Origin of the sequence: Cellulosimicrobium funkei (genome assembly GCF_001019615.1) — a bacterium.
Classification (GTDB): Bacteria; Actinomycetota; Actinomycetes; order Actinomycetales; family Cellulomonadaceae; genus Cellulosimicrobium; species Cellulosimicrobium cellulans_E.
On the sequence record NZ_JNBQ01000002.1, the window covers coordinates 92,217 to 110,980 of the forward strand.

Here is an 18,764-nt window from a genome sequence, read left to right on the forward strand (position 1 = left end):
TCGTCCGATCGGGGAGCGCTCGCCCACCTGCACCCCGTCGACCTGCGGGTTCTCTGGTCGGCGGGCTTCACGGAGAGCGAACACACCGACGGCGGCGTGTGCCGAGCCGTGAGACGGCTTGCACCGAGGCGCGGTCACCCCGCACGGTGTGCGGGTGCACCCGACCCCCGACGGCACCCCCGTCCGCCGTGTCCTGTTCCCGGGCCGTCACCACGTCGTCACGCGCTACCAGGTCGACTACCTCCGGGCGCTGCGTGCCGGGCTCGTCCGCGACCTCGACGGGCGCCGCGTGCGCTGCGCCCCGGACGTCGAGGTCGTCTGGGTCGTCACGTCCGCGAACCATGCGGGCACCCGCCGCAACCCGCTGCCGGGCCACCGTCGCGAGGCGCTCGTCGAGAACGTCACCACCCGGGAGGGGCTCGCGTCCGTCGTCGTCCCCGTGCCCGACGTCGCGCCGGACGACCGGTTCGCGCACCTCGTCGTGACGAGCGTCGCGACGGCGACCGGGATCGCGCCCGACCCCGCCGACACCGTCGTCGCGTGCTCGACCCCGGCGCTCGTCGACGCCTACCGCGCGCTCGGCTACCGCGTCGCGGGCGTGGAGCTCGACGCCGCCGAGCCCGGCGGGGAGCCGCCCGCCCGGCCGTGGGACGTCGTCGAGCAGATCGCCGCGGGGGACGAACGCTGGCGAGAGGTCGCGCACCCGGCCGTGCCCGGGTTCTACGCGCGCTACCGGTTCGTCGACGACGTGCGGCGGATCTTCGCCGACCCGGTCGTCTCCGGCGACGGCGACCTCACCTCGACGCGCGACTACCGCACGTACGCCGCCGCGTTCGAGGACGCGTCGGCGCGCAAGTGGGCCCAGGTGGCGCCGCACGTGCGGCCCGGCCGGATCGTCGACATCGGCTGCGCGACCGGCGGCCTGCTCGAGCACGTCGCGCGCGAGCCGCGCCTGCACGAGTCGGACCTGTTCGGGGTCGACGTCGCGCGGCACCTCGTCGCCGAGGCCGAGCACAAGAAGGCGCAGGGGGCGTTCGCGAACCCGCACGTCTGGTTCGTGCAGGCCAACATCCTCGACCGGTCCGTGATGCCCGACGCGACCGTCGACACGACCCTGACGATCGCCCTCACGCACGAGGTCTCGTCGTACGGGGCGGGCGTCCGTGACGTCGAGACCTTCGCGCGCCGCGTCCACGCCCACACCCGACCCGGTGGTGTGTGGATCAACTCGGACGTGTGCGGTCCTGCCGAGCCGGACCGCGTCGTCGTGCTCACGCTGCGGACCGACGACGGCGCCGCGGCCACCGGGGACGGGCCCGGCGGGGCCCGCACGGACCTCGACGACCTCGCGCGCGCGGACGTCGCCGCGTGGGTCGGGGCGTTGTCCACCGACGCGCGCCTGGTCCAGTTCGCGCACGACTTCCCGCGCCTGTCCGGCGCCGCGTTCGAGCCCGAGCGCCTGGCGCCGGGGTCGTGGCGGCTCACGCTGCGCGAAGCCATGGAGTTCCTGACCCGCAAGGACTACGTCGACAACTGGCTGTCCGAGTGCCACGAGCGGTTCTGCGACCTCAGCGGCCCGCGGTGGGCGGACCTGCTCGCGGACGCCGGCTTCGAGCTCGAGCCGGGCAGCGGGGCGTGGCGCAACGAGTGGGTCGTCGAGCACGCACTCGCGCCCGTCGCCGCGCTGCACGACGCCGCGACCGGCGAGCCCGTCGACTGGCCCGACACGCACGTCCTCACCGTCGCCCGCCGCCCCGAGCTCGCCTGATCCCACCCGACCGGGGCCGCGCCGTCGTACGCTCGGAGGCGTGCTCCTCGACGCCCGCACGCTGCGCGGCCTCCAGGACGGGACGGTGACGCTGGCGTTCCGCCGCTGGACGACGCCGCGCGTGAAGGTCGGGACGCTCCAGCGGACGCGGATCGGGGTCGTCGAGGTGACGTCGGTCGAGCGCGTACCCGTCGCCCCGGACGGCGAGCCGCAGGTGTCCGACGACGACGCGCGGCTCGCGGGCATGGCCTCCCCGGAGCGCGTGCTCGCCCGCGGCGCGGCGCGCGAGGGCGACCTGTACCGCGTGGGCATCCGGCTCGCGGGGCCCGACCCGCGCGTCGCGCTGCGCGAGGACGCCGACCTGGACGCGGCCGCCGTCGAGCAGATCCGTGCGAGCCTCGCGCGCAAGGACCGCGCCGCCGCCGCGCCGTGGACCCGGCAGTACCTCGAGCTGGTCGCGGCGAACGAGGGCGTCGTCGCGCGGGAGCTCGCCGCAGGACTGGGGATGGCGCGCGACGACTTCAAGGTGCGCGTGCGCCGGCTCAAGGAGCTCGGCCTCACCGAGAGCCTCGACGTCGGCTACCGCCTCTCCCCGCGCGGCCGGGCCTACCTCGACGCGACGGCGCCCGGCACGTGACGGACCATCGGACTGTCGGTACCTGCTCGCGCAGTCGCGCGACGACGCGCCGGCAGGTGGCGGACGCCTCGACCCGTCAGCGAGAGGTCGCGCTCGACCGCGACGACGTGCTGACAGGTGCGGCGGGCTCGCCGATCGCCGGGAGGCCGTCGATGCTCGTGGAGTTCTTGGTGACCCGGTAGTCGTCGAGCTGCTCGGGCGTCTTGCGACCGGCCCAGCGGTCGAGCAGGTCGCGGTCCTCGACGAGCTCGAGGTGCGGGACGGAGAACCCGCACGAGTCGGAGACGCGCGTGACGTCGACGACGACGATCCCGCGCTGCCCGGCGGTCTCCGCCTTGGCGAAGTGCCCGCGCAGCGCGTCGAACTCCTCGCTCCCGGCCTCGACGTACCGGCCGGTGCCGTGGAACCGGACGATGTTGGGCGGCCCGGCGAACGCGCAGAACATCACGACGATCCGGCCGTTCTCCCGCAGGTGCGCGGGAGCCTCCGCGCCCGACCCGGTGTAGTCGAGGTAGGCGACGCGGTGCGGGTCGAGCACGACGAACGTGCCCGCCATGCCTTTGGGCGAGACGTTGACGTGGCCGTCCGCCGCGAGCGGCGCGGTGCCGACGAAAAACACCGGCTGCGCGAGGACGAACGACGCCAGCCGGTCGGTGATCTCTGCGTGCACGGTGCCCATGGGCCGAGTCTGGCACCGCCGTGGGAGGGCGGGAGTAGCGTCCGAGGGATGGGCGCCACGACACCTCCGGACCTCGACCCCAAGGCAACGCTGCAGCGCTACCTCACGCGCGAGCGGGAGGTGCTGCTGGCGCGAGCGGAGGGCCTGGGCGAGCACGACGTGCGTCGTCCGCTCACCCGGACGGGCACCAACCTGCTCGGTCTCGTGAAGCACGTCGCGAGCGTGCAGGTCGGGTACCTGCACGAGGCCTTCGGCCGCACGCACGACCTGAACCTGCCCTGGTTCGCCGACGACGCCGAGGTCAACGCGGACATGTGGGCCACGGCGGACGAGTCGCGCGAGGAGATCCTCGAGCTCTTCCGCCGCTCGTCGGCGCTGTGCGACGCGACCGTGGCCGAGCTCGAGCTCGACGCGCGCGGCGAGGTGCCGTGGTGGCCGCCGGAGCGTCGGGAGATCACGCTGTTCCTCGCGCTCGTCCACGTGCTCGACGAGGTGGCGCACCACGCCGGCCACGCCGACATCGTCCGCGAGCTCGTCGACGGCGCGGCGGGTGACGATCGCGGCAACCTGCCCGCGCTCGACGACGACGAGTGGACGGCCTACCGCGAGCGGCTGGAGACCTCCGCCGTCGAGGCCGCGCGCCGCGCAGGCGAGCGACCCTGACCGCGAGATCGACCCGCCCGTCGCCAGATCGGCCTTCGGAGGGTCGATCTCGGCCGCTCGGGTCGATCTCGGAGCAGCGTCGCCCCGACGCCGCGGTCAGCCGCGTGCGAGGAGGACCGCGACCTCGTAGTGCGACGTCTGCGGGAACATGTCGAGCACACGCGCGGCTCGCGGGCGCAGCGACGGCATGAGCGCCAGGTCGCGCGCGAGCGACGTCGCGTTGCAGCTCGAGTAGACGACGTGCCCGACGCCGGACTCCTCGAGCCACGTGCTGAGCGTCTCCCCGATCCCACGTCGCGGCGGGTTGACGACGACTAGGTCCGGCACGTCCTGCCGCGACAGCGCGAACGCCGTCGCGTCCTGGGCCAGGAACGTCGTGCGGTCGAGGCCGGCGTCCCGCGCGGTGAGCCGCGCGCTCTCCACCGCCTCGGCGCTCGTCTCGACACCGACGACGTCCCGGTCCGGACCGGCGACGTGCAGCGCGAACCCGCCGACCCCGCAGTAGAGGTCCCAGACCGTGGCGGGCGCGGCGTCGTCCACCCACTCGCGGCCCTGGCGGTAGAGCGCGGCGGCGACGTCGGTGTTGGTCTGGAAGAAGCTCTGCGGGCGCAGGTGCAGGTCGATCCCGTTGACGCGCATGCGCAGCGTCTCGGCGTCCGTGAGGAGGATCTCCGTCTCGCCCTCGACCACGGCCTTGTGCTCGGGGTGCAGGTTCGCGGAGACGACGCGGAGCGACGGCAGGGCGTCGAGCAGGCTCGGCAGGTGCTTGCGGACCCGGGGGAGCGACTCCGTGGACCGGAGGACGAACCGCGCCATGAGGTCGCCGTCGGGGGAGAGCGTGACCAGCACGTACTTGAGCTCGCCGCGGCGGGCGCGCACGTCGTAGGGGACGAGCCGCGCGCGCGTCACGAACTCCGCGAACGCCGGGAACGACGCCTGGAGCGCGGGCGGGTAGAGCGGGCAGTCGGTGAGGTCGACGCCGCCGCCCTCGCCGAGGATGCCGAGCACCGGGGCGTCCGTCGTGCCCGTGACGACCATCTTCGCCTTGTTGCGGAAGCCCGACTCCGCGGACTCGACCGTGGGCAGCCAGGTCAGGTCGGGCGCGAGCGGCGCGAGGAGGTCGGCGCAGTGCCCCTGCTTGCCGGTGAGCTGCGCCGGGTACGCCAGCTCGAGGAGGCTGCACGACCGGCACCGGCCGGCGTCGTAGTGGTGGCACTGCACTCGTTCGAGTCTAGGTGCCACGCGAGCACGGGCGCTGTGGACCTGCGTGGCGAGGTCGTGGGAGCGCTCCCTGGCGTCCGTGGCATCCGTCCGCTACGGTCGTGGCAGCGCTCCCACACCGGTGTGGGACGGCGCTGTCGCCGGGCCGGTCCGGCGAGTGCGGTGACGACGAAGTAACCGAACAAGGAGCAGATCCGGCATGAATCTCGACAGGCGGAGAAGAAGCAGACGAGCGTGGGCCGCGCTGTGCGCGGCGGTCCTCGCGGTGAGCGGGGCGGTCGTCGGTGCGGCGGCCCCCGCGAGCGCGGTCCCGGCGACCATCCCGCTCACGATCACCAACGACTCGGGCAAGGGGCCGATCTACCTGTACGTCCTCGGCGAGCGCGACGGCGTCGCCGGCTGGGCCGACGCGGGCGGCACGTTCCACCCGTGGCCCGGCGGGGTCGGGCCCGTGCCCGTCCCGGCACCCGACGCGTCGATCGCGGGCCCCGGCCCCGGCCAGTCCGTGACGATCCAGCTCCCGAAGCTGTCCGGGCGCGTCTACTACTCGTACGGCCAGAAGATGACGTTCCAGATCGTGCTGGACGGGCGCCTCGTGCAGCCCGCGGTCCAGAACGACTCCGACCCCAACCGGAACATCCTCTTCAACTGGACCGAGTACACGCTCAACGACGACGGGCTGTGGATCAACAGCACGCAGGTGGACCACTGGTCCGCGCCGTACCAGGTGGGCGTCAAGCGCGCCGACGGGCAGGTCCTCAGCACGGGCATGCTCAAGCCGAACGGCTACGAGGCGTTCTACACGGCCCTCGAGAGCGCGGGGTGGGGCGGGCTCGTGCAGCGCGCCCCCGACGGGAGCCGCCTGCGCGCGCTCAACCCGTCGCACGGGATCGACGTCGGCAAGATCTCCTCGGCGTCGATCGACTCGTACGTCACCGAGGTGTGGAACTCCTACCGCACGCGCGACATGGTGATCACGCCGTTCTCCCACGAGCCCGGGACGCAGTTCCGCGGCCGGGTCGACGGCGACTGGTTCCGGTTCAGGAACGGCTCCGGGCAGGAGGTCGCGGCCTTCAAGAAGCCCGACGCGTCGAGCGTCTACGGGTGCCACAAGGACCTCCAGGCGCCGAACGACCACGTCGTCGGGCCCATCGCCCGCACGCTGTGCGCCGCGCTCGTGCGCACCACGGCGCTGAGCAACCCGAACCAGCCCGACGCGAGCAACGCCGGCTTCTACCAGGACGCCCGGACCAACGTCTACGCCAAGCTCGCGCACCAGCAGATGGCGAACGGCAAGGCGTACGCGTTCGCGTTCGACGACGTCGGCGCGCACGAGTCGCTCGTCCACGACGGCAACCCGCAGGCCGCGTACATCAAGCTCGACCCTTTCACGGGCACCGCGACGCCTCTCGGCGACGGAGGAGGCGGCACCGAGCAGCCGAACCCCGGCGGCGGGCTGCCGACCGGCACCGGGACGATCCGCGCCGGCACCGCGCTGTGCCTCGACGTGCCGTGGGCGGACCCGACCGACACCAACCAGGTCCAGCTCGCGACCTGCAGCGGCAACGCGGCGCAGCAGTGGACGCGCGGGTCCGACGGGACCGTGCGGGCGCTGGGCAAGTGCCTCGACGTCGCCCGCAGCGGGACCGCGGACGGTACCGTCGTCTGGATCTACACGTGCAACGGGACGGGCGCCCAGAAGTGGGTCTACGACTCCGGCACCCAGGCGCTGCGCAACCCGCAGTCCGGCAAGTGCCTCGACGCCCAGGGCGGCGCGCCGCTCCGCGACGGCCAGAAGGTCCAGCTCTGGACCTGCAACCAGACCGAGGCCCAGCGCTGGTCGTTCTGACGCCGTGGGGTTCCTGACCCGGTAGCACGCCCGGTGCCCGATGACGCCCGCTCGCGGGACGTCGTCGGGCACCGGTGTGCGCGGGCGCGACCGGGGCGACCCGCGCGGTGTCCGCGGGGCGTCAGGCCGGCTTGGTCGCCTTGCCGTCGAGCCACAGGGTGTCGGACTCGTCGCGGTGCGTGCCGTCGGACCCCACGTGCTTCGAGGAGATCTGCGGCCCCTTGGTGATGACGTGCACGATCGCCATGCCGTGCCCGCGCCCCAGGCCGTAGTCGTCCTTGAGCCACTCGAGGATCGGCGTGGCCTTCGTGGTCTCGTCGAACCCGCGCTCGTGCGCGAGGTCGACCAGCTGGCGCGGGGTGAGGCCGGTCTTGTCCTCGACCGCGTCGAGATAGGCCTGGAAGGACATGCGTGCTCCTCGTCGTCGGGGGCGGGCCGCTCGACCCGCCGGTGAACCTACCGACGGTCGCCCACACGCCGACTCATCGGTCGGGCGGCGGCGACCTCCGTACGGGCCGGGGCGGTCGGCTGCCCGACCGGAGCACGTCCGTCACCGCGTTCTCCACGAGCACCGGCACGAAGTCGCGGACGTGCGCGGTCTGGTACCGCCCGAGCTCCGCGAGCACCTGGTCGCGCACGTCGTCCACCGGCACCTCCGGGAAGCGCGCACTGATCCGCTCGACCACGACGTCGATCTCGCGGTCCTCGTCCTCGATCGCCATGACCCGACGCTCCGGCCCCGCGGCGCGGCGCACAACCAACAACGGATGAACACACGGCGCACGCGACGCGCCGACCGGCGCCTGTGCGCGGTCCTCTGCTCCCGATACGCTCGGGCAACCGATGTGGACGATCCTCGTGCTGTGCGCGTCCTCGCACTCCTGGCCGCTGCGGTGTGGCCGGCGGTGCAGCGCCGTGGTGCCCCCGGTCGCCGGTCCCGCACCGTTCTCGCCGCCACGACCGCCGTGCTCGTGCTGGTCCTGATGCTCGTGACCGTGGCGCCTCGCGACGTCACCGACGACGGGCAGCGGTACACGTGCATCGAGGAGCCCCTCGGCGGGCTGAACCCGCTGTCGTCCGACGCGACCGACGCATGCGTCCAGGCCAACTGGACCGTGATCGCCGTCGTGCTGCTCGGGTGCGCGGTCCTGGTGGCCCTGGAGCATCTCGTCCTCCGCCGTCGCGCCCGATGATGCGGCGAAAGGTCCGATGGCGGGTGCGGGCCCTCCCGGAAGCGCCGCCTCGCGGTGGTCGCGGGGGCGTCCTATGACTCCCCGGCACCTGGAGCCCCAGCGGCGATCGACCCGCCTCGGTCGTCAGCTTCTCGACTGGTCTGCCGTCGCGTACCGATGGGTGGGCGGACTGCCGTGGGAGCGGCTGTGGCTGCGACCGGTGTTGCTCGTGGCGTTGCTTCTCCTGGCGTCGTCTTGCGGCGGCGCTCTCGGGAGTGTCGCCATGTTGCTGGGCGTACCGGTCGAGCCGTGGTTCTGGTGGGGGTTCGCGCTCCCGGTGGTCGCGGTGACGCTCTTCGGGCTCTACGCCCTGTGTGGGTGGCTGTCCGCGCTGGATCGATTCGGGGCGCGGTGGCGTACTCATCGGTGAGGTCCGGGCAGGGCTGTGGCGTGGAAGAGTGTGCCCGTGCCCGTGCTCGTCGATGTCCTGCTGCTGCTCGCGCTGGTCACGGCGCTGCTCGCTGCGGTGCTCCTGCGCTCGGCCTACGTGGTGACGCAGGACCCACGACTGCGTCGTTCCCTCGCGACCTGGGGTTGGCCCCTTGCCGCGACAGCCGTGGTTCTCGGTCTCGTGGTGCTGGCACTCGACGGCGCGTAAGCCCGCCATGTCCGCAGGTCGAAAGAGGCTTTGGGGGTGAACATCGGCCTGCGGCGAACCAGCGCCCCCAGATCGTTGCGATTCCCATGGTCGTGGTGGGCCCCGTGGGGTTCGAACCCACAACCTACGGATTAAAAGTCCGCAGCTCTGCCAGTTGAGCTAGAGGCCCTGGACGCCGACCAGCGCCCACGCACAGGCTACCCGCGGGCCGGGTCGGCAGTTCGCATCGACGTCGGCAGCCCTGGTCGAGGTCGGCAACCCGGCTCGCCGATCTGGGCAGGAGCTGCCGAACTCGCTCCGAAGGTCCCGCTGTGCGCGCGGGCGCGGACCCTACGTGGGTCATGGAGCGCTGTCACGCGCAGTCTTGCTCCGTGAGAAATTCGGTGAGAATCGGGCGATTCGCTTGCGAGCGGCGCGCGTTCTTGTTTCGGTGGAGTGGACCGAGGAGCCCGCGGGAGGGTGCACCGACGGCAGGTCACGCCGGCCAGGCGTGAGCCGCACGGACGTGTCCCGCAGGGTTCCGCCCGGCGACGAGAGGAGCTCTCGTGCTCACCCTGACCGACAACGCCCGTACCGCTGTCCACGACCTGCAGACCCAGGCCGGTGTCCCAGAGGGAGGCGGTCTGCGGATCGCCGAGTCCGCGGACCAGGCGGGCAGCTTCGAGCTCGCGCTCGTGCCCGCCCCGCAGCCCGACGACACGGTCGTCGAGGACGGCGAGGCGAAGGTGTTCGTGGAATCCGCCACGGCCCCGACGCTCTCGAACCTCACGCTCGACACGGACCCGAACGCGCAGGGCCCGGCGTTCGTCCTGACTCCTCAGGGCTGACCCACCAGTTCTACCGGCGCCCGCGCCGGACGATCTCGACGACGCGTCCTCCTCCTCCAGGCGCGTCCTCGGTCGCACGACGGGCCGTCCGCTCCGGCGGGCGGCCCGTCGTCGTGTCCGGGGAGGTCGGCTCAGGCCGCCGGTCCCACGATCCACGACCCGCCGAGCACGGCGGCCCCGAGCGTGACGACGAGGAACACCCCGACCCAGAACAGCCCGGGCACGTGCGTGAGGCGCGCGAGGATATCGGCGTCGGACGTCGCCGCCCGTCCGCGCGACCGCTCGCTCTGCAGCTCGAGCACCGGCCGGACCGCGCCGAGCAGCAGGAACCACGTCACCGCGTAGGCGACGGCGCTCTGCACGTCGGGCGACGCCCACCACGACACGCCGACCAGCGCGGCGCCCGTGACGAGCACCGACCACAGCCCGAACCAGTTGCGGATCTGCAGCAGCATGAGGGCGAGCAGCACGACGAGCAGCCACAGCAGCCCGACGGCGTAGCCCTGCCGCAGGAGCGCGGCGGCGCCGAGCCCGATGAGGCCCGGGCCGACGTAGCCCATGAACGCGGTGAGGATCATGCCGAACCCGCGCGGCCGGCCCGACGACACGGTGAGCCCGGACGTGTCGGAGTGCAGCCGGATGCCCGAGAGGCGCCGGCCGGTGAGCAGCGCGGCGAGCGCGTGCGACGCCTCGTGCGCGATCGTCACGACGTGCCGCGCGACGCGCCAGACCGGCGTGACGAGCACGACCGCCAGGGCGAGCGCGCCCATCGCCACGACGACGGCGGTCGCCGGGGGAGCGACGGGCGTCGTCGCGGCCTCCCACACCCGCCCGACGACGTCCCCCACGGAGGAGGCGACGTCGCCCCCCGAGGTGGTGCCGCCGTCGGACAGCACGGCTCGGGCTACGGCGAGGGAGGGCGTCAGCGCGGGCACGCGCGCCATTCCACCACAGCCTGCTGTGCCCGCGGACGACGCGACGAGACGCACCTCACCCGTGCTCCGGCGTCAGGCATGAGACACTGGAGGTACGAGGGCAGCGCGATCCCGCGCGCCCCGCGTCGTGGAGATCCCCCCGGATTGCGTGCGGCGGACCCCGACCTTGAGCCCCGAGAGGCCCATCACCCGTGACTTCCTTTGCCGATTTCGGCCTGCCCACCCCTGTCGTGCGCGAGCTCTCGCGCCAGGGCATCGACTCCCCGTTCCCCATCCAGACCGCCACGCTGCCCGACTCGCTGAAGGGCCGTGACGTCCTCGGCCGCGGACGCACGGGGTCCGGCAAGACGCTCGCGTTCTCGCTGCCGACCGTCTCACGCCTGTCGTGGGCCAAGTCGTCGCGCCAGCCGCGCCGACCCCGCGCCCTCGTGCTGTGCCCGACGCGCGAGCTCGCCAACCAGATCAACGCCACGATGGAGCCGGTCGCCAAGGCGCTCGGCCTCGTGACGACGACGATCTTCGGCGGCGTCGCGCAGTCGCGCCAGGTCGCCGCGCTCGACAAGGGCGTGGACATCGTCATCGCGTGCCCCGGCCGCCTCGAGGACCTCCTCAACCAGCGCCTGCTCACGCTCGACGCCATCGAGATCACCGTGCTCGACGAGGCCGACCACATGGCCGACCTCGGGTTCCTGCCCGGCGTGAAGCGCATCATGGACAAGACCCCCAAGCAGGGGCAGCGCATGCTGTTCTCCGCGACGCTCGACAACGGCGTGGACCAGCTCGTCAAGCGCTACCTCAGCAACCCGGTGCGCCACTCGGTGGACGACGCCGCGGCCGCGCCCCCGCAGATGACGCACCACATCCTCGCGGTGCGCGACGCGGACGCGAAGAAGCAGATCGTGCACGAGCTCGCGTCGGGCACCGGCCGCCGCGTCCTGTTCATGCGCACCAAGCACCAGGCGAAGAAGCTCGCGAAGCAGCTCACCGCGGCGGGCGTGCCCGCCGTCGACCTGCACGGCAACCTCGGCCAGGGCGCGCGCGAGCGCAACCTCGAGGCGTTCTCCTCGGGCGCGGTGAAGGTGCTCGTCGCGACGGACATCGCGGCGCGCGGCATCCACGTCGACGACGTCGAGCTCGTCGTGCACGTCGACCCGCCGGCCGAGCACAAGGCGTACCTGCACCGCTCGGGCCGCACCGCGCGCGCCGGGTCGGAGGGCGTCGTCGTCACCGTCATGCTCCCGGAGCAGCGCGGCGACGTGCGCGACCTCACGCGCAAGGCGAAGATCACGGCTCAGCCGAAGCCCGTCGCCCCCGGCGACGCGACGATCAAGGGCCTCGTCGGCGAGGTCGCGGCGTACGTGCGCCCGGCGGACATCACGCCGCCCCAGACGCAGGCGAAGCGTGGCACCACGTCCACCAACGGCGGGTCGCGCGCGTCGCGCCGCAACCGTGGCGGTCAGGGCGGCGGTCGTCCCGCGGCCCAGGGCGCCGGTCAGGGCACGACGGCGCAGCGCGGCCAGGGCGGTCAGCGCCCGGCGGGTGCGGGTCGTCCCGAGGGCGGCGGCAGGAACGGACGCGGCGCCTCGGGCACCGGGAACGGCGCGGCTGGTCAGGGCGGCGGCCGTCGTCGCGGCGGCCGCGGTCGCGCGCAGCGCCCCGCCGGCGGTTCGGGCACGGTCTACTCGACCTCCACCCCGCGCTGACGCCCCCCAACGCTGAGTGCATGAAATAGTCGCGGTCGAACCGATTCGGCCGCGACTATTTCATGCACTCAGCGGGTGGGTGGGGCGGGAACACCGGGGCTCTGCGCGCGGTTGGGACCGTCGGAGGTGGATCATGACCAGCCAGACCCACGAGAACCAGCCCTACGACGTCGTGAAGACCGACGACGAGTGGCGTGCCGAGCTGTCCCCGCAGGAGTTCGCCGTGCTGCGGCAGGCGGGGACGGAGCGCGCCTGGACGGGCGAGCTGCTCGACGAGAAGCGCGTCGGCGTCTACGCGTGTCGCGCGTGCGGCAACGAGCTGTTCCGCTCGGACACCAAGTTCGACTCGCACTGCGGGTGGCCGAGCTTCTTCAGCCCGCTCGCGGGCGACCGCGTCGAGCTCCTCACCGACCGCAGCCACGGCATGGTGCGCACGGAGGTGCGCTGCGCGCGCTGCGGGTCGCACCTGGGCCACGTGTTCGACGACGCGCCCCAGACCCCGACGGGCGACCGGTTCTGCATGAACTCGGTCAGCCTGACCTTCCAGGCCGGCGAGGAGTGACCGACCGGGCGACGGCCCACGTGTCGACCGCGCACGCGAGGCCGACGCCCACGAGATAGCAGACCAGGTCCCGCACCGCGAACGTGCTGCCCAGCAGCCACGTCGCGGGCGGGACCGCGTCGTTCACGGCGGCGGCCAGCCCCGTTGCCTGGAGCGCCTCGACCGCCCAGCACCAGCCGAGCGCGAGCGAGCCCGCGACGAGCGGGCGGGTGCGCGCGAGCACGAGCACCACGAGCACGTAGGTCGCGACGGCGTAGAGGACGTCACCGCCGACGTCCCCCCACGGGTCGGGCACGCGCGTCGCGACGAAGAACCCCGCGAGCACGACGACCCCGAGCACCAGGGCGACGACGAGGCGCCGTCGGCGGGGCCGCGTGGGTACCGGCGAGACACCGGGGCGGGGCGAGCGCGCGCCGTCGTGCGCCGTCACGCGAGGTCAGCGCGAGGCGTCACCGGTTCGCGGCCCAGCGCACGACGTCCTCGGAGTACCGGTGCAGCAGCGCCGCGAGCGTCGCGACGTCGGCGCGGTCCCAGCCCTCGAGCGCCTCGGTGATCGAGATGACCCGGCCGCTGTGCGCGGCGTGGAGCCGGGCCTCGCCGTCGGGCGTGAGCGTGATGAGCTGGCCGCGCGAGTCGTCGGGGTCGACCTCGCGCGCGACGAGGCCCAGGGCGTGGAGCCTGCTGAGCTGGCGCGAGATCGTCGCGCGCCCGACGCCGAAGTGCGCGGCGAGGTCCGACCCGCGGATCCCGGGGTGGTCGGCGATGTGCGCGAGGAGCGGGTACGCGCTCGCCTCGAGGTCCGGGTGGATCCGGCGCGCCATGGCGGTCGCCGCCGCACCGCCGCGGCGCAGGAGGACCCGCAGCTCGCGTTCGAGGTCGACGTACGCGACGTCCGGCTCTGCGTCGCGGGTGGCGTCGGGAACGGTGCGGGTGGGAGCGGTCTCGGCGGGCACACGCCCATCATGACGCCCGGGACGGCACGCGGTCACGCTCGTCCGGAAAACCTCACCCGCTGGACGACCGACCAACACGCTGAATGCATGAAACAAGCGGCCCCGAACCGATTCGAGACCGCCTGTTCCATGCACTCGCGTGCGGGGTGGGTCAGCGCGAGGAGCGCGTCCCCGCCTCGTCTACGACGCCCGCGGGCTCGTACGCCTCGAGGAGCGTCGACTCCGTCTCCTCGGCCGGCGTCACACGGCCCGGGGTCGCGTCGACCGGGGCGTCCGAGCCGAGCAGGGCCGCCTCCTTCTCGAGGCGCTCCTGCAGGCCGGTCTTGGTGCCGAGCGGCACCTCCTTGAGGAACGACACTGCGATCAGCGCGACGAGCGCGAGCGGCACGGCGACGAGGAAGATCTCGGCGATGCCGTCGCCGTAGGACTTCTCGACCAGGTCCTTGATCGGCGCGGGCAGGGTCGAGACGTCGGGTACGGCGTTGCCGCCGCCCATCGAGTCGGCCGGGATGCCGAGCTTGGTCAGGCCGTCCTGGATCGACGTCGTGACCTTGGTCGCGAGCACCGCACCGAGCACGGAGACGCCGATCGCGCCGCCCAGGCTGCGGAAGAACGCGACGGTCGAGGTGCCGGCGCCCATCTCGTCCACGTCGAGCGTGTTCTGCACGGCGAGCACGAGGTTCTGCATGAGCATGCCCATGCTGACGCCGAGGAAGAACAGGTAGACGCTGATGAGCGTGAAGCTCGTGTGGTAGTCGATCGTCGACAGCGCGAACAGCGACGCCACGAGGACCGCGCCACCCGTCACCATGAAGGCCTTGTAGCGGCCGTAGCGCGTGATGAGCTGACCGAACAGGGTCGACGCGACGAACGTGCCGACGATCATCGGGATCGTCAGGAGACCCGACTCGGTCGGGGTCTTGCCGCGCGCCACCTGCATGTACTGGCTGAGGAACACGGCGGTGCCGAACATCGCGACGCCCACGGCGACCGAGGCGACGACCGCGAGGACGAACGTGCGGTTCTTGAACAGGTGCAGCGGGATGAGCGGCTCGGGGGTCACGCGCTCGACGAGCACGGCACCGACGAGCGCGAGGACCGCGCCGCCGACCATCGCGAAGGTCTGCCACGAGAGCCACTCGAAGTTCTGCCCGGCGAACGTCACCCACAGCAGGAGCGAGGAGACGCCGGCGCTGATGAGGATCGCGCCCCAGTAGTCGATCCGGACGACGCGGCGCGCGACCTTCGGCAGGTGCAGCGTGCGCTGGAGCACGATGATCGCGGCGATCGCGAACGGCAGCCCGACGAAGAAGTTGAGGCGCCAGCTCACGGCGTCCGTGAGCACGCCGCCCAGGAGCGGGCCACCGATCTGGCTGACGGCCATGATGCCGCCCATGAGGCCCATGAACTTGCCACGCTCGCGCGGCGAGATGATGTCCGTGATGAGCACGGTGGCGAGCGCCATGAGGCCGCCCGCGCCGATGCCCTGGAACGCGCGGAGCGCGATGAGCGTGCCGACGTTCTGCGACAGGCCGGCGAGCGCCGAGGAGACGACCGCGACGACGAGCGCGACCTGGATGAGGACCTTGCGGTTGGTGAGGTCAGCGAGCTTGCCCCAGATCGGGGTCGAGATCGTCATGGCGAGCAGGGTCGACGTGACGACCCAGGTGTAGGACGACTGCGATCCGTCCAGGTCGCTGACGATCTTGGGGAGCGAGCTCGAGACGATCGAGCTCGCGAGGATCGCGACGAACATGCCGAGGAGGATCCCGGAGAGGGACTCCATGACCTCGCGACGGGTCATGGACGTCTCGGTCCCGCCGGGCGGGGCGGTGCGTTCTGGAGTGGTGCTGGTCATGAGGCGCTGAGTTCCTTCTGCTCACGGGGCCGTGTCGGAGCGGCCGTGTCGTGCGGCGGTGTCGTGGGGCGGTGTCATGTGGTCGTGGCCGGTCGCGCGGCGGCGCGGTCGGCGGTCGAGGGCGTGCCCGACGGCGGTGGTGCCGCCGGGCGCCGTCGGTCACCCGGTCGTGCGGGGAGCGTCGTGGCCGGCGACGACCGCCGCGGCGACGCGCTCGATGTGGCGCGTGGCCTCGACGATCTCGTCGTCGTGCCACTCGGCGAACGTCGTGGCGGCCAAGGCGTCGATGTGCTCGTAGGCCCGCAGGACGAGCGTCCGCCCGTCCTCGGTGAGCTCGACGGTCCGGGCGCGCCGGTCGTCGTCGTCCACCGTGCGGCGGACGAGGCCCTCGTCGACCAGGTGGCTCACCTGGCGGCTGGCCACGGACAGGTCGACGCGGAGCCTCGCGGCGACGTCCCCGAGCTGGACGGGACCGCACCGCTGGAGCATGCGGAGCAGGCCGAACGACGACCGCGGGATGTCGAGGTCGCGCGCGATGCGGACGGCCGACTCGCGCTGCGCGCGGGCCAGCTCGTCGAGGGCGCGGATGAGGCCCGCCGCGGGGGACGGGTCGGGCGCGAGATCGGGGGCCGCGGTGGTCGCGGAGGGGGTGACGACGGGCACGAGTACTCCTTGGTTGCTGCAGGCAAGCATACGCCTCGCAGTTGCTTTCAGCAACCATTGTCCGGAGCAAGGAATTCCCGGGGCGTCCCGTCGAGGCCCGAGACGGCCGAACCCGGGGTCCGTCCTCACCCGGCGTGCACCGTGAGGACCGACCCCGGGTCCGGGACGAACGGCGTCAGTGCGCGGCGCGACCCACGCGCTCGTCGCCCATGTCCTCGAGCTCCACGCCCTTGGTCTCGGGCACCTTGCTGAAGACGAAGACGAACGACAGCGCCGCGAAGATCGCGTACATGAGATAGGGGATCGAGGCGCCGAACGCCGACAGCATCGGCGGGAACGTCAGGGTGATCGCGAAGTTGGCGAGCCACTGCGCCATCGCCGCGACGCCGAGCGCGGCCGCGCGGATGCGGTTCGGGAACATCTCGCCCAGCAGCACCCAGACGAGCGGCCCCCACGAGGCCCCGAAGAACACGACGAACGCGTTCGCGGCGACCAGGGCGATGGGGCCCCACGGGTCGGGCAGCGTGATGTTGTCCCCGCTCCCGCTGGACTGCGTGAAGGCGAGCGCCATGATGCCCAGCGAGAGCGTCATGCCCGCCGAGCCGATAAGCAGGATCGGGCGACGGCCCACCTTGTCCACGAGCGCGATCGCGATGAACGTCACCGCGACGTTCGTCACGGACGTGATCGTCGAGACGAGGAACGACTGGCTCTCGTCGAACCCGACCGCCTGCCACAGCGTCGTCGAGTAGTAGAAGATCACGTTGATCCCGACGAACTGCTGGAACACCGAGAGCAGGATGCCGACCCACACGATCGGCTTGAGCCCGAACGTCGAGCCCTTGAGCGTCCCCTCCTGGGCGTTCTTCTCGTCGACCGCGATCGAGCGGTGGATCTGCGCGATGCGGTCGTCGACGTCCTCCTCGGGTCCGAGCACCGACTCCAGCACGGCGCGCGCCTCGTCGTCACGACCCTTCGCCACGAGGTAGCGCGGGGACTCGGGGATCCGCAGGGCGAGGATGCCGTAGACGGCCGCCGGGATCACGCACACGAGGAACATCCACCGCCAGGCCTCCCACCCGAACCACAGCTCGTTGGCGGCTCCGCCGGCCGTCTCGGCGAGGAGCTGGTCCGACAGCAGAGCCGCGAAGATGCCGACCGTGATCGCGAGCTGCTGCAGCGACCCCATGCGGCCACGCAGGCGGGCCGGCGCGATCTCGGCGATGTACGCCGGCGCGATGACCGACGCGATACCGATGCCGACACCGGCCATGAAGCGCCAGATCGCGAGGTCGAACGCCGACCAGGCGATCGCGGACAGGATCGAGGAGACGAAGAACAGGATGGCGCCGAACACCATCACGCGCGTGCGGCCCCAGCGGTCGGCCAGCTTGCCGCCCGACCACGCGCCGAGCGCGCAGCCCAGGAGGGCGATCGCGACGACGAGACCGGTGACCGCGGAGTCGAGGTCGAACTGCCCCTCGATCGCGGCGACGGCACCGTTGATCACGGAGCTGTCGAAGCCGAAGAGGAAGCCGCCGACCGCGGCGGCGACGGCCAGACCGATGGCCTTGCGGTGGGCGCTGCGTGCGCTCACGGTCCCGTGACCTGCTGCGTCGCTGCTCGACATCTCTCCTCCGCTCCTTCCGGAGCCGGTAGGAGGCCCCTTTCGTCACTGTAGGACGGGGTGCTCGCGGTGGCGCGGTGAACGGGGTGCGGCGAACGTCACGCGCGCGCGCCGGGGCGCGCAGGGTCGTTCGGGGCGCCGCGCCGGTGCGACCGCCCCCGCGCCGGGTGGAGACTGGGCGCGTGCCCGACGACGCCTCCACCACCCCCGGACCCCGGCCCGACCCCGGCCGGTCCGACCGCACGCAACGCCCCCGCCGCCCGGCGATGCTCGACCCGCGCGACGCCGACGAGCTCCCCGGCGAGCTCGACCCCGCGCTGCGCGACCAGGTCGCGCACACCACCGCGCACGCGATCGTGCACCGCGCGCGCGACACCGAGGACCCCCAGGTCGTCGAGCGGCTGGTCCACCTCGTCGAGACCGAGGGGCTCGACGTCGTCGCCGGCCTGTGGTCCGACGCGGCGCCGAACTCCCTGCCGGGCGCGCTCTGGCGGCTCTACGTGCTGCGCGAATGGGTGCGCCGCGACCCGCAGACGGTGGCGCTGCGCTACCGGCTCGGGGTCGACGCCGCGCCGGTCCACGAGGCCATCGCCGGCGTGCCACGGCCGCCCGGGCCCCAGGACGTCCGCGACCTCGCCGACGCCGTGCTCTCCGGCGTGTTCACCGGCGACCTCGCTGTCGCGCTCGAGCGTGCCGGGTCGTTCTGCCGGATCCTCGCGACCGGCGCCGCGTTCGACGCCGACGCCCGGGAGGTCGCCGACCCGGACGGCGCACTCCGCATGACTCGCGGGGCGGGCTCTCTGCTCCGTACCGCGCAAGAGCTCGAGCACGCCGCCGAGCTCTGGCGCGCCGACCGCCTCGACTGACCCTCCTGCGGCCGCCCGGTTGCCGAGGGAGGACCCCGGTCGCGCGAGGTAGAGCCGTGGTTCTTGTGCTCGACGGCGCGTGGTTGCGTTGGGTGGTCGGGGTGGGTGGTGGTGCCGCGTCTA

The 18,764-nt window shown here is 72.8% G+C and carries 20 protein-coding genes and 1 tRNA gene; 10 read left to right on the forward strand and 11 right to left on the reverse strand.

All coding sequences use genetic code 11. From position 1 onward, the window contains the following. Positions 1-154 precede the first annotated feature (154 nt). Both FB00_RS02920 and FB00_RS02925 read left to right on the forward strand, forming a co-directional pair. A complete protein-coding gene (locus tag FB00_RS02920; RefSeq protein ID WP_047231594.1) occupies positions 155-1,768 on the forward strand; it encodes a class I SAM-dependent methyltransferase in 1,614 nt (537 codons plus the stop codon). Positions 1,769-1,808: 40 nt separating this feature from the next. Then, entirely contained in the window at positions 1,809-2,405 is a 597-nt protein-coding gene (locus tag FB00_RS02925) for a hypothetical protein (RefSeq protein ID WP_047231379.1), read from the forward strand. Between the two features lie 76 nt (positions 2,406-2,481). Here FB00_RS02925 and FB00_RS02930 read toward each other — a convergent pair whose 3' ends face one another. Beyond that, the gene (locus tag FB00_RS02930) at positions 2,482-3,084 is read right to left on the reverse strand and encodes a pyridoxamine 5'-phosphate oxidase family protein (protein ID WP_047231380.1); all 603 of its coding nucleotides are present in this window, start codon (positions 3,082-3,084) and stop codon (positions 2,482-2,484) included. Between the two features lie 48 nt (positions 3,085-3,132). Here FB00_RS02930 and FB00_RS02935 point away from each other — a divergent pair, with 48 nt between their 5' ends. Beyond that, the gene (locus FB00_RS02935) at positions 3,133-3,747 is read left to right on the forward strand and encodes a DinB family protein (protein WP_047231381.1); all 615 of its coding nucleotides are present in this window, start codon (positions 3,133-3,135) and stop codon (positions 3,745-3,747) included. A gap of 96 nt (positions 3,748-3,843) precedes the next feature. Here FB00_RS02935 and rlmC read toward each other — a convergent pair whose 3' ends face one another. After that, positions 3,844-4,968, reverse strand: coding sequence for a 23S rRNA (uracil(747)-C(5))-methyltransferase RlmC (rlmC, locus tag FB00_RS02940; protein ID WP_047231382.1), 1,125 nt, complete (start codon positions 4,966-4,968; stop codon positions 3,844-3,846). A 199-nt stretch (positions 4,969-5,167) separates the two neighbouring features. On the opposite strand from rlmC, the gene FB00_RS02945 reads away from it, so the two are divergent. Continuing rightward, positions 5,168-6,817, forward strand: a complete 1,650-nt coding sequence (locus FB00_RS02945; protein WP_052877396.1) for a glycoside hydrolase family 64 protein — start codon at positions 5,168-5,170, stop codon at positions 6,815-6,817. 121 nt (positions 6,818-6,938) lie between these two features. On the opposite strand, the gene FB00_RS02950 is transcribed toward FB00_RS02945, so the two are convergent. Next, a complete protein-coding gene (locus FB00_RS02950; RefSeq protein ID WP_047231383.1) occupies positions 6,939-7,226 on the reverse strand; it encodes a DUF4287 domain-containing protein in 288 nt (95 codons plus the stop codon). A 73-nt stretch (positions 7,227-7,299) separates the two neighbouring features. Next, positions 7,300-7,539, reverse strand: coding sequence for a three-helix bundle dimerization domain-containing protein (locus FB00_RS02955; protein ID WP_047231384.1), 240 nt, complete (start codon positions 7,537-7,539; stop codon positions 7,300-7,302). Positions 7,540-7,680: 141 nt separating this feature from the next. Here FB00_RS02955 and FB00_RS02960 point away from each other — a divergent pair, with 141 nt between their 5' ends. Continuing rightward, a complete protein-coding gene (locus FB00_RS02960) occupies positions 7,681-8,010 on the forward strand; it encodes a hypothetical protein (protein ID WP_047231385.1) in 330 nt (109 codons plus the stop codon). A gap of 445 nt (positions 8,011-8,455) precedes the next feature. Beyond that, positions 8,456-8,647 (forward strand): hypothetical protein, encoded by a 192-nt coding sequence (locus tag FB00_RS02970; protein WP_047231387.1) that lies wholly within the window; start codon positions 8,456-8,458, stop codon positions 8,645-8,647. A gap of 93 nt (positions 8,648-8,740) precedes the next feature. On the opposite strand, the gene FB00_RS02975 is transcribed toward FB00_RS02970, so the two are convergent. Further along, positions 8,741-8,816: transfer RNA gene (locus tag FB00_RS02975), tRNA-Lys, on the reverse strand. Between the two features lie 376 nt (positions 8,817-9,192). Between FB00_RS02975 and FB00_RS02980 the strand changes: the two genes are divergently transcribed. Further along, positions 9,193-9,474 carry a HesB/IscA family protein gene (locus FB00_RS02980; RefSeq protein WP_047231388.1) on the forward strand — a complete coding sequence of 94 codons (282 nt, stop codon included), beginning with the start codon at positions 9,193-9,195 and terminating at the stop codon, positions 9,472-9,474. A gap of 131 nt (positions 9,475-9,605) precedes the next feature. Here the strand turns inward: FB00_RS02980 and FB00_RS02985 are convergent, their stop codons facing one another. Then, a complete protein-coding gene (locus FB00_RS02985; RefSeq protein WP_047231596.1) occupies positions 9,606-10,322 on the reverse strand; it encodes a M50 family metallopeptidase in 717 nt (238 codons plus the stop codon). A 278-nt stretch (positions 10,323-10,600) separates the two neighbouring features. Here FB00_RS02985 and FB00_RS02990 point away from each other — a divergent pair, with 278 nt between their 5' ends. Both FB00_RS02990 and msrB read left to right on the forward strand, forming a co-directional pair. Beyond that, the gene (locus FB00_RS02990; RefSeq protein WP_047231389.1) at positions 10,601-12,112 is read left to right on the forward strand and encodes a DEAD/DEAH box helicase; all 1,512 of its coding nucleotides are present in this window, start codon (positions 10,601-10,603) and stop codon (positions 12,110-12,112) included. 133 nt (positions 12,113-12,245) lie between these two features. Continuing rightward, a complete protein-coding gene (gene msrB, locus FB00_RS02995) occupies positions 12,246-12,674 on the forward strand; it encodes a peptide-methionine (R)-S-oxide reductase MsrB (RefSeq protein WP_047231390.1) in 429 nt (142 codons plus the stop codon). Here msrB and FB00_RS03000 read toward each other — a convergent pair. The 5 genes from FB00_RS03000 to FB00_RS03020 form a co-directional block, all read right to left on the reverse strand. Continuing rightward, the gene (locus FB00_RS03000) at positions 12,643-13,104 is read right to left on the reverse strand and encodes a DUF2809 domain-containing protein (RefSeq protein WP_047231391.1); all 462 of its coding nucleotides are present in this window, start codon (positions 13,102-13,104) and stop codon (positions 12,643-12,645) included. The genes msrB and FB00_RS03000 overlap by 32 nt on opposite strands. A 19-nt stretch (positions 13,105-13,123) precedes the next feature. Next, entirely contained in the window at positions 13,124-13,627 is a 504-nt protein-coding gene (locus tag FB00_RS03005; protein ID WP_047231392.1) for a MarR family winged helix-turn-helix transcriptional regulator, read from the reverse strand. 151 nt (positions 13,628-13,778) lie between these two features. Beyond that, a complete protein-coding gene (locus tag FB00_RS03010) occupies positions 13,779-15,485 on the reverse strand; it encodes an MDR family MFS transporter (RefSeq protein ID WP_082140917.1) in 1,707 nt (568 codons plus the stop codon). Positions 15,486-15,644: 159 nt separating this feature from the next. After that, complete coding sequence (locus FB00_RS03015; RefSeq protein ID WP_047231393.1) at positions 15,645-16,148, reverse strand: MarR family winged helix-turn-helix transcriptional regulator; 504 nt, start codon at positions 16,146-16,148, stop codon at positions 15,645-15,647. A 175-nt stretch (positions 16,149-16,323) separates the two neighbouring features. Next, positions 16,324-17,778, reverse strand: a complete 1,455-nt coding sequence (locus FB00_RS03020; protein WP_047231394.1) for a sugar porter family MFS transporter — start codon at positions 17,776-17,778, stop codon at positions 16,324-16,326. A 263-nt stretch (positions 17,779-18,041) separates the two neighbouring features. On the opposite strand from FB00_RS03020, the gene FB00_RS03025 reads away from it, so the two are divergent. Beyond that, complete coding sequence (locus tag FB00_RS03025) at positions 18,042-18,641, forward strand: hypothetical protein (protein ID WP_047231598.1); 600 nt, start codon at positions 18,042-18,044, stop codon at positions 18,639-18,641. Positions 18,642-18,764 lie beyond the last annotated feature (123 nt).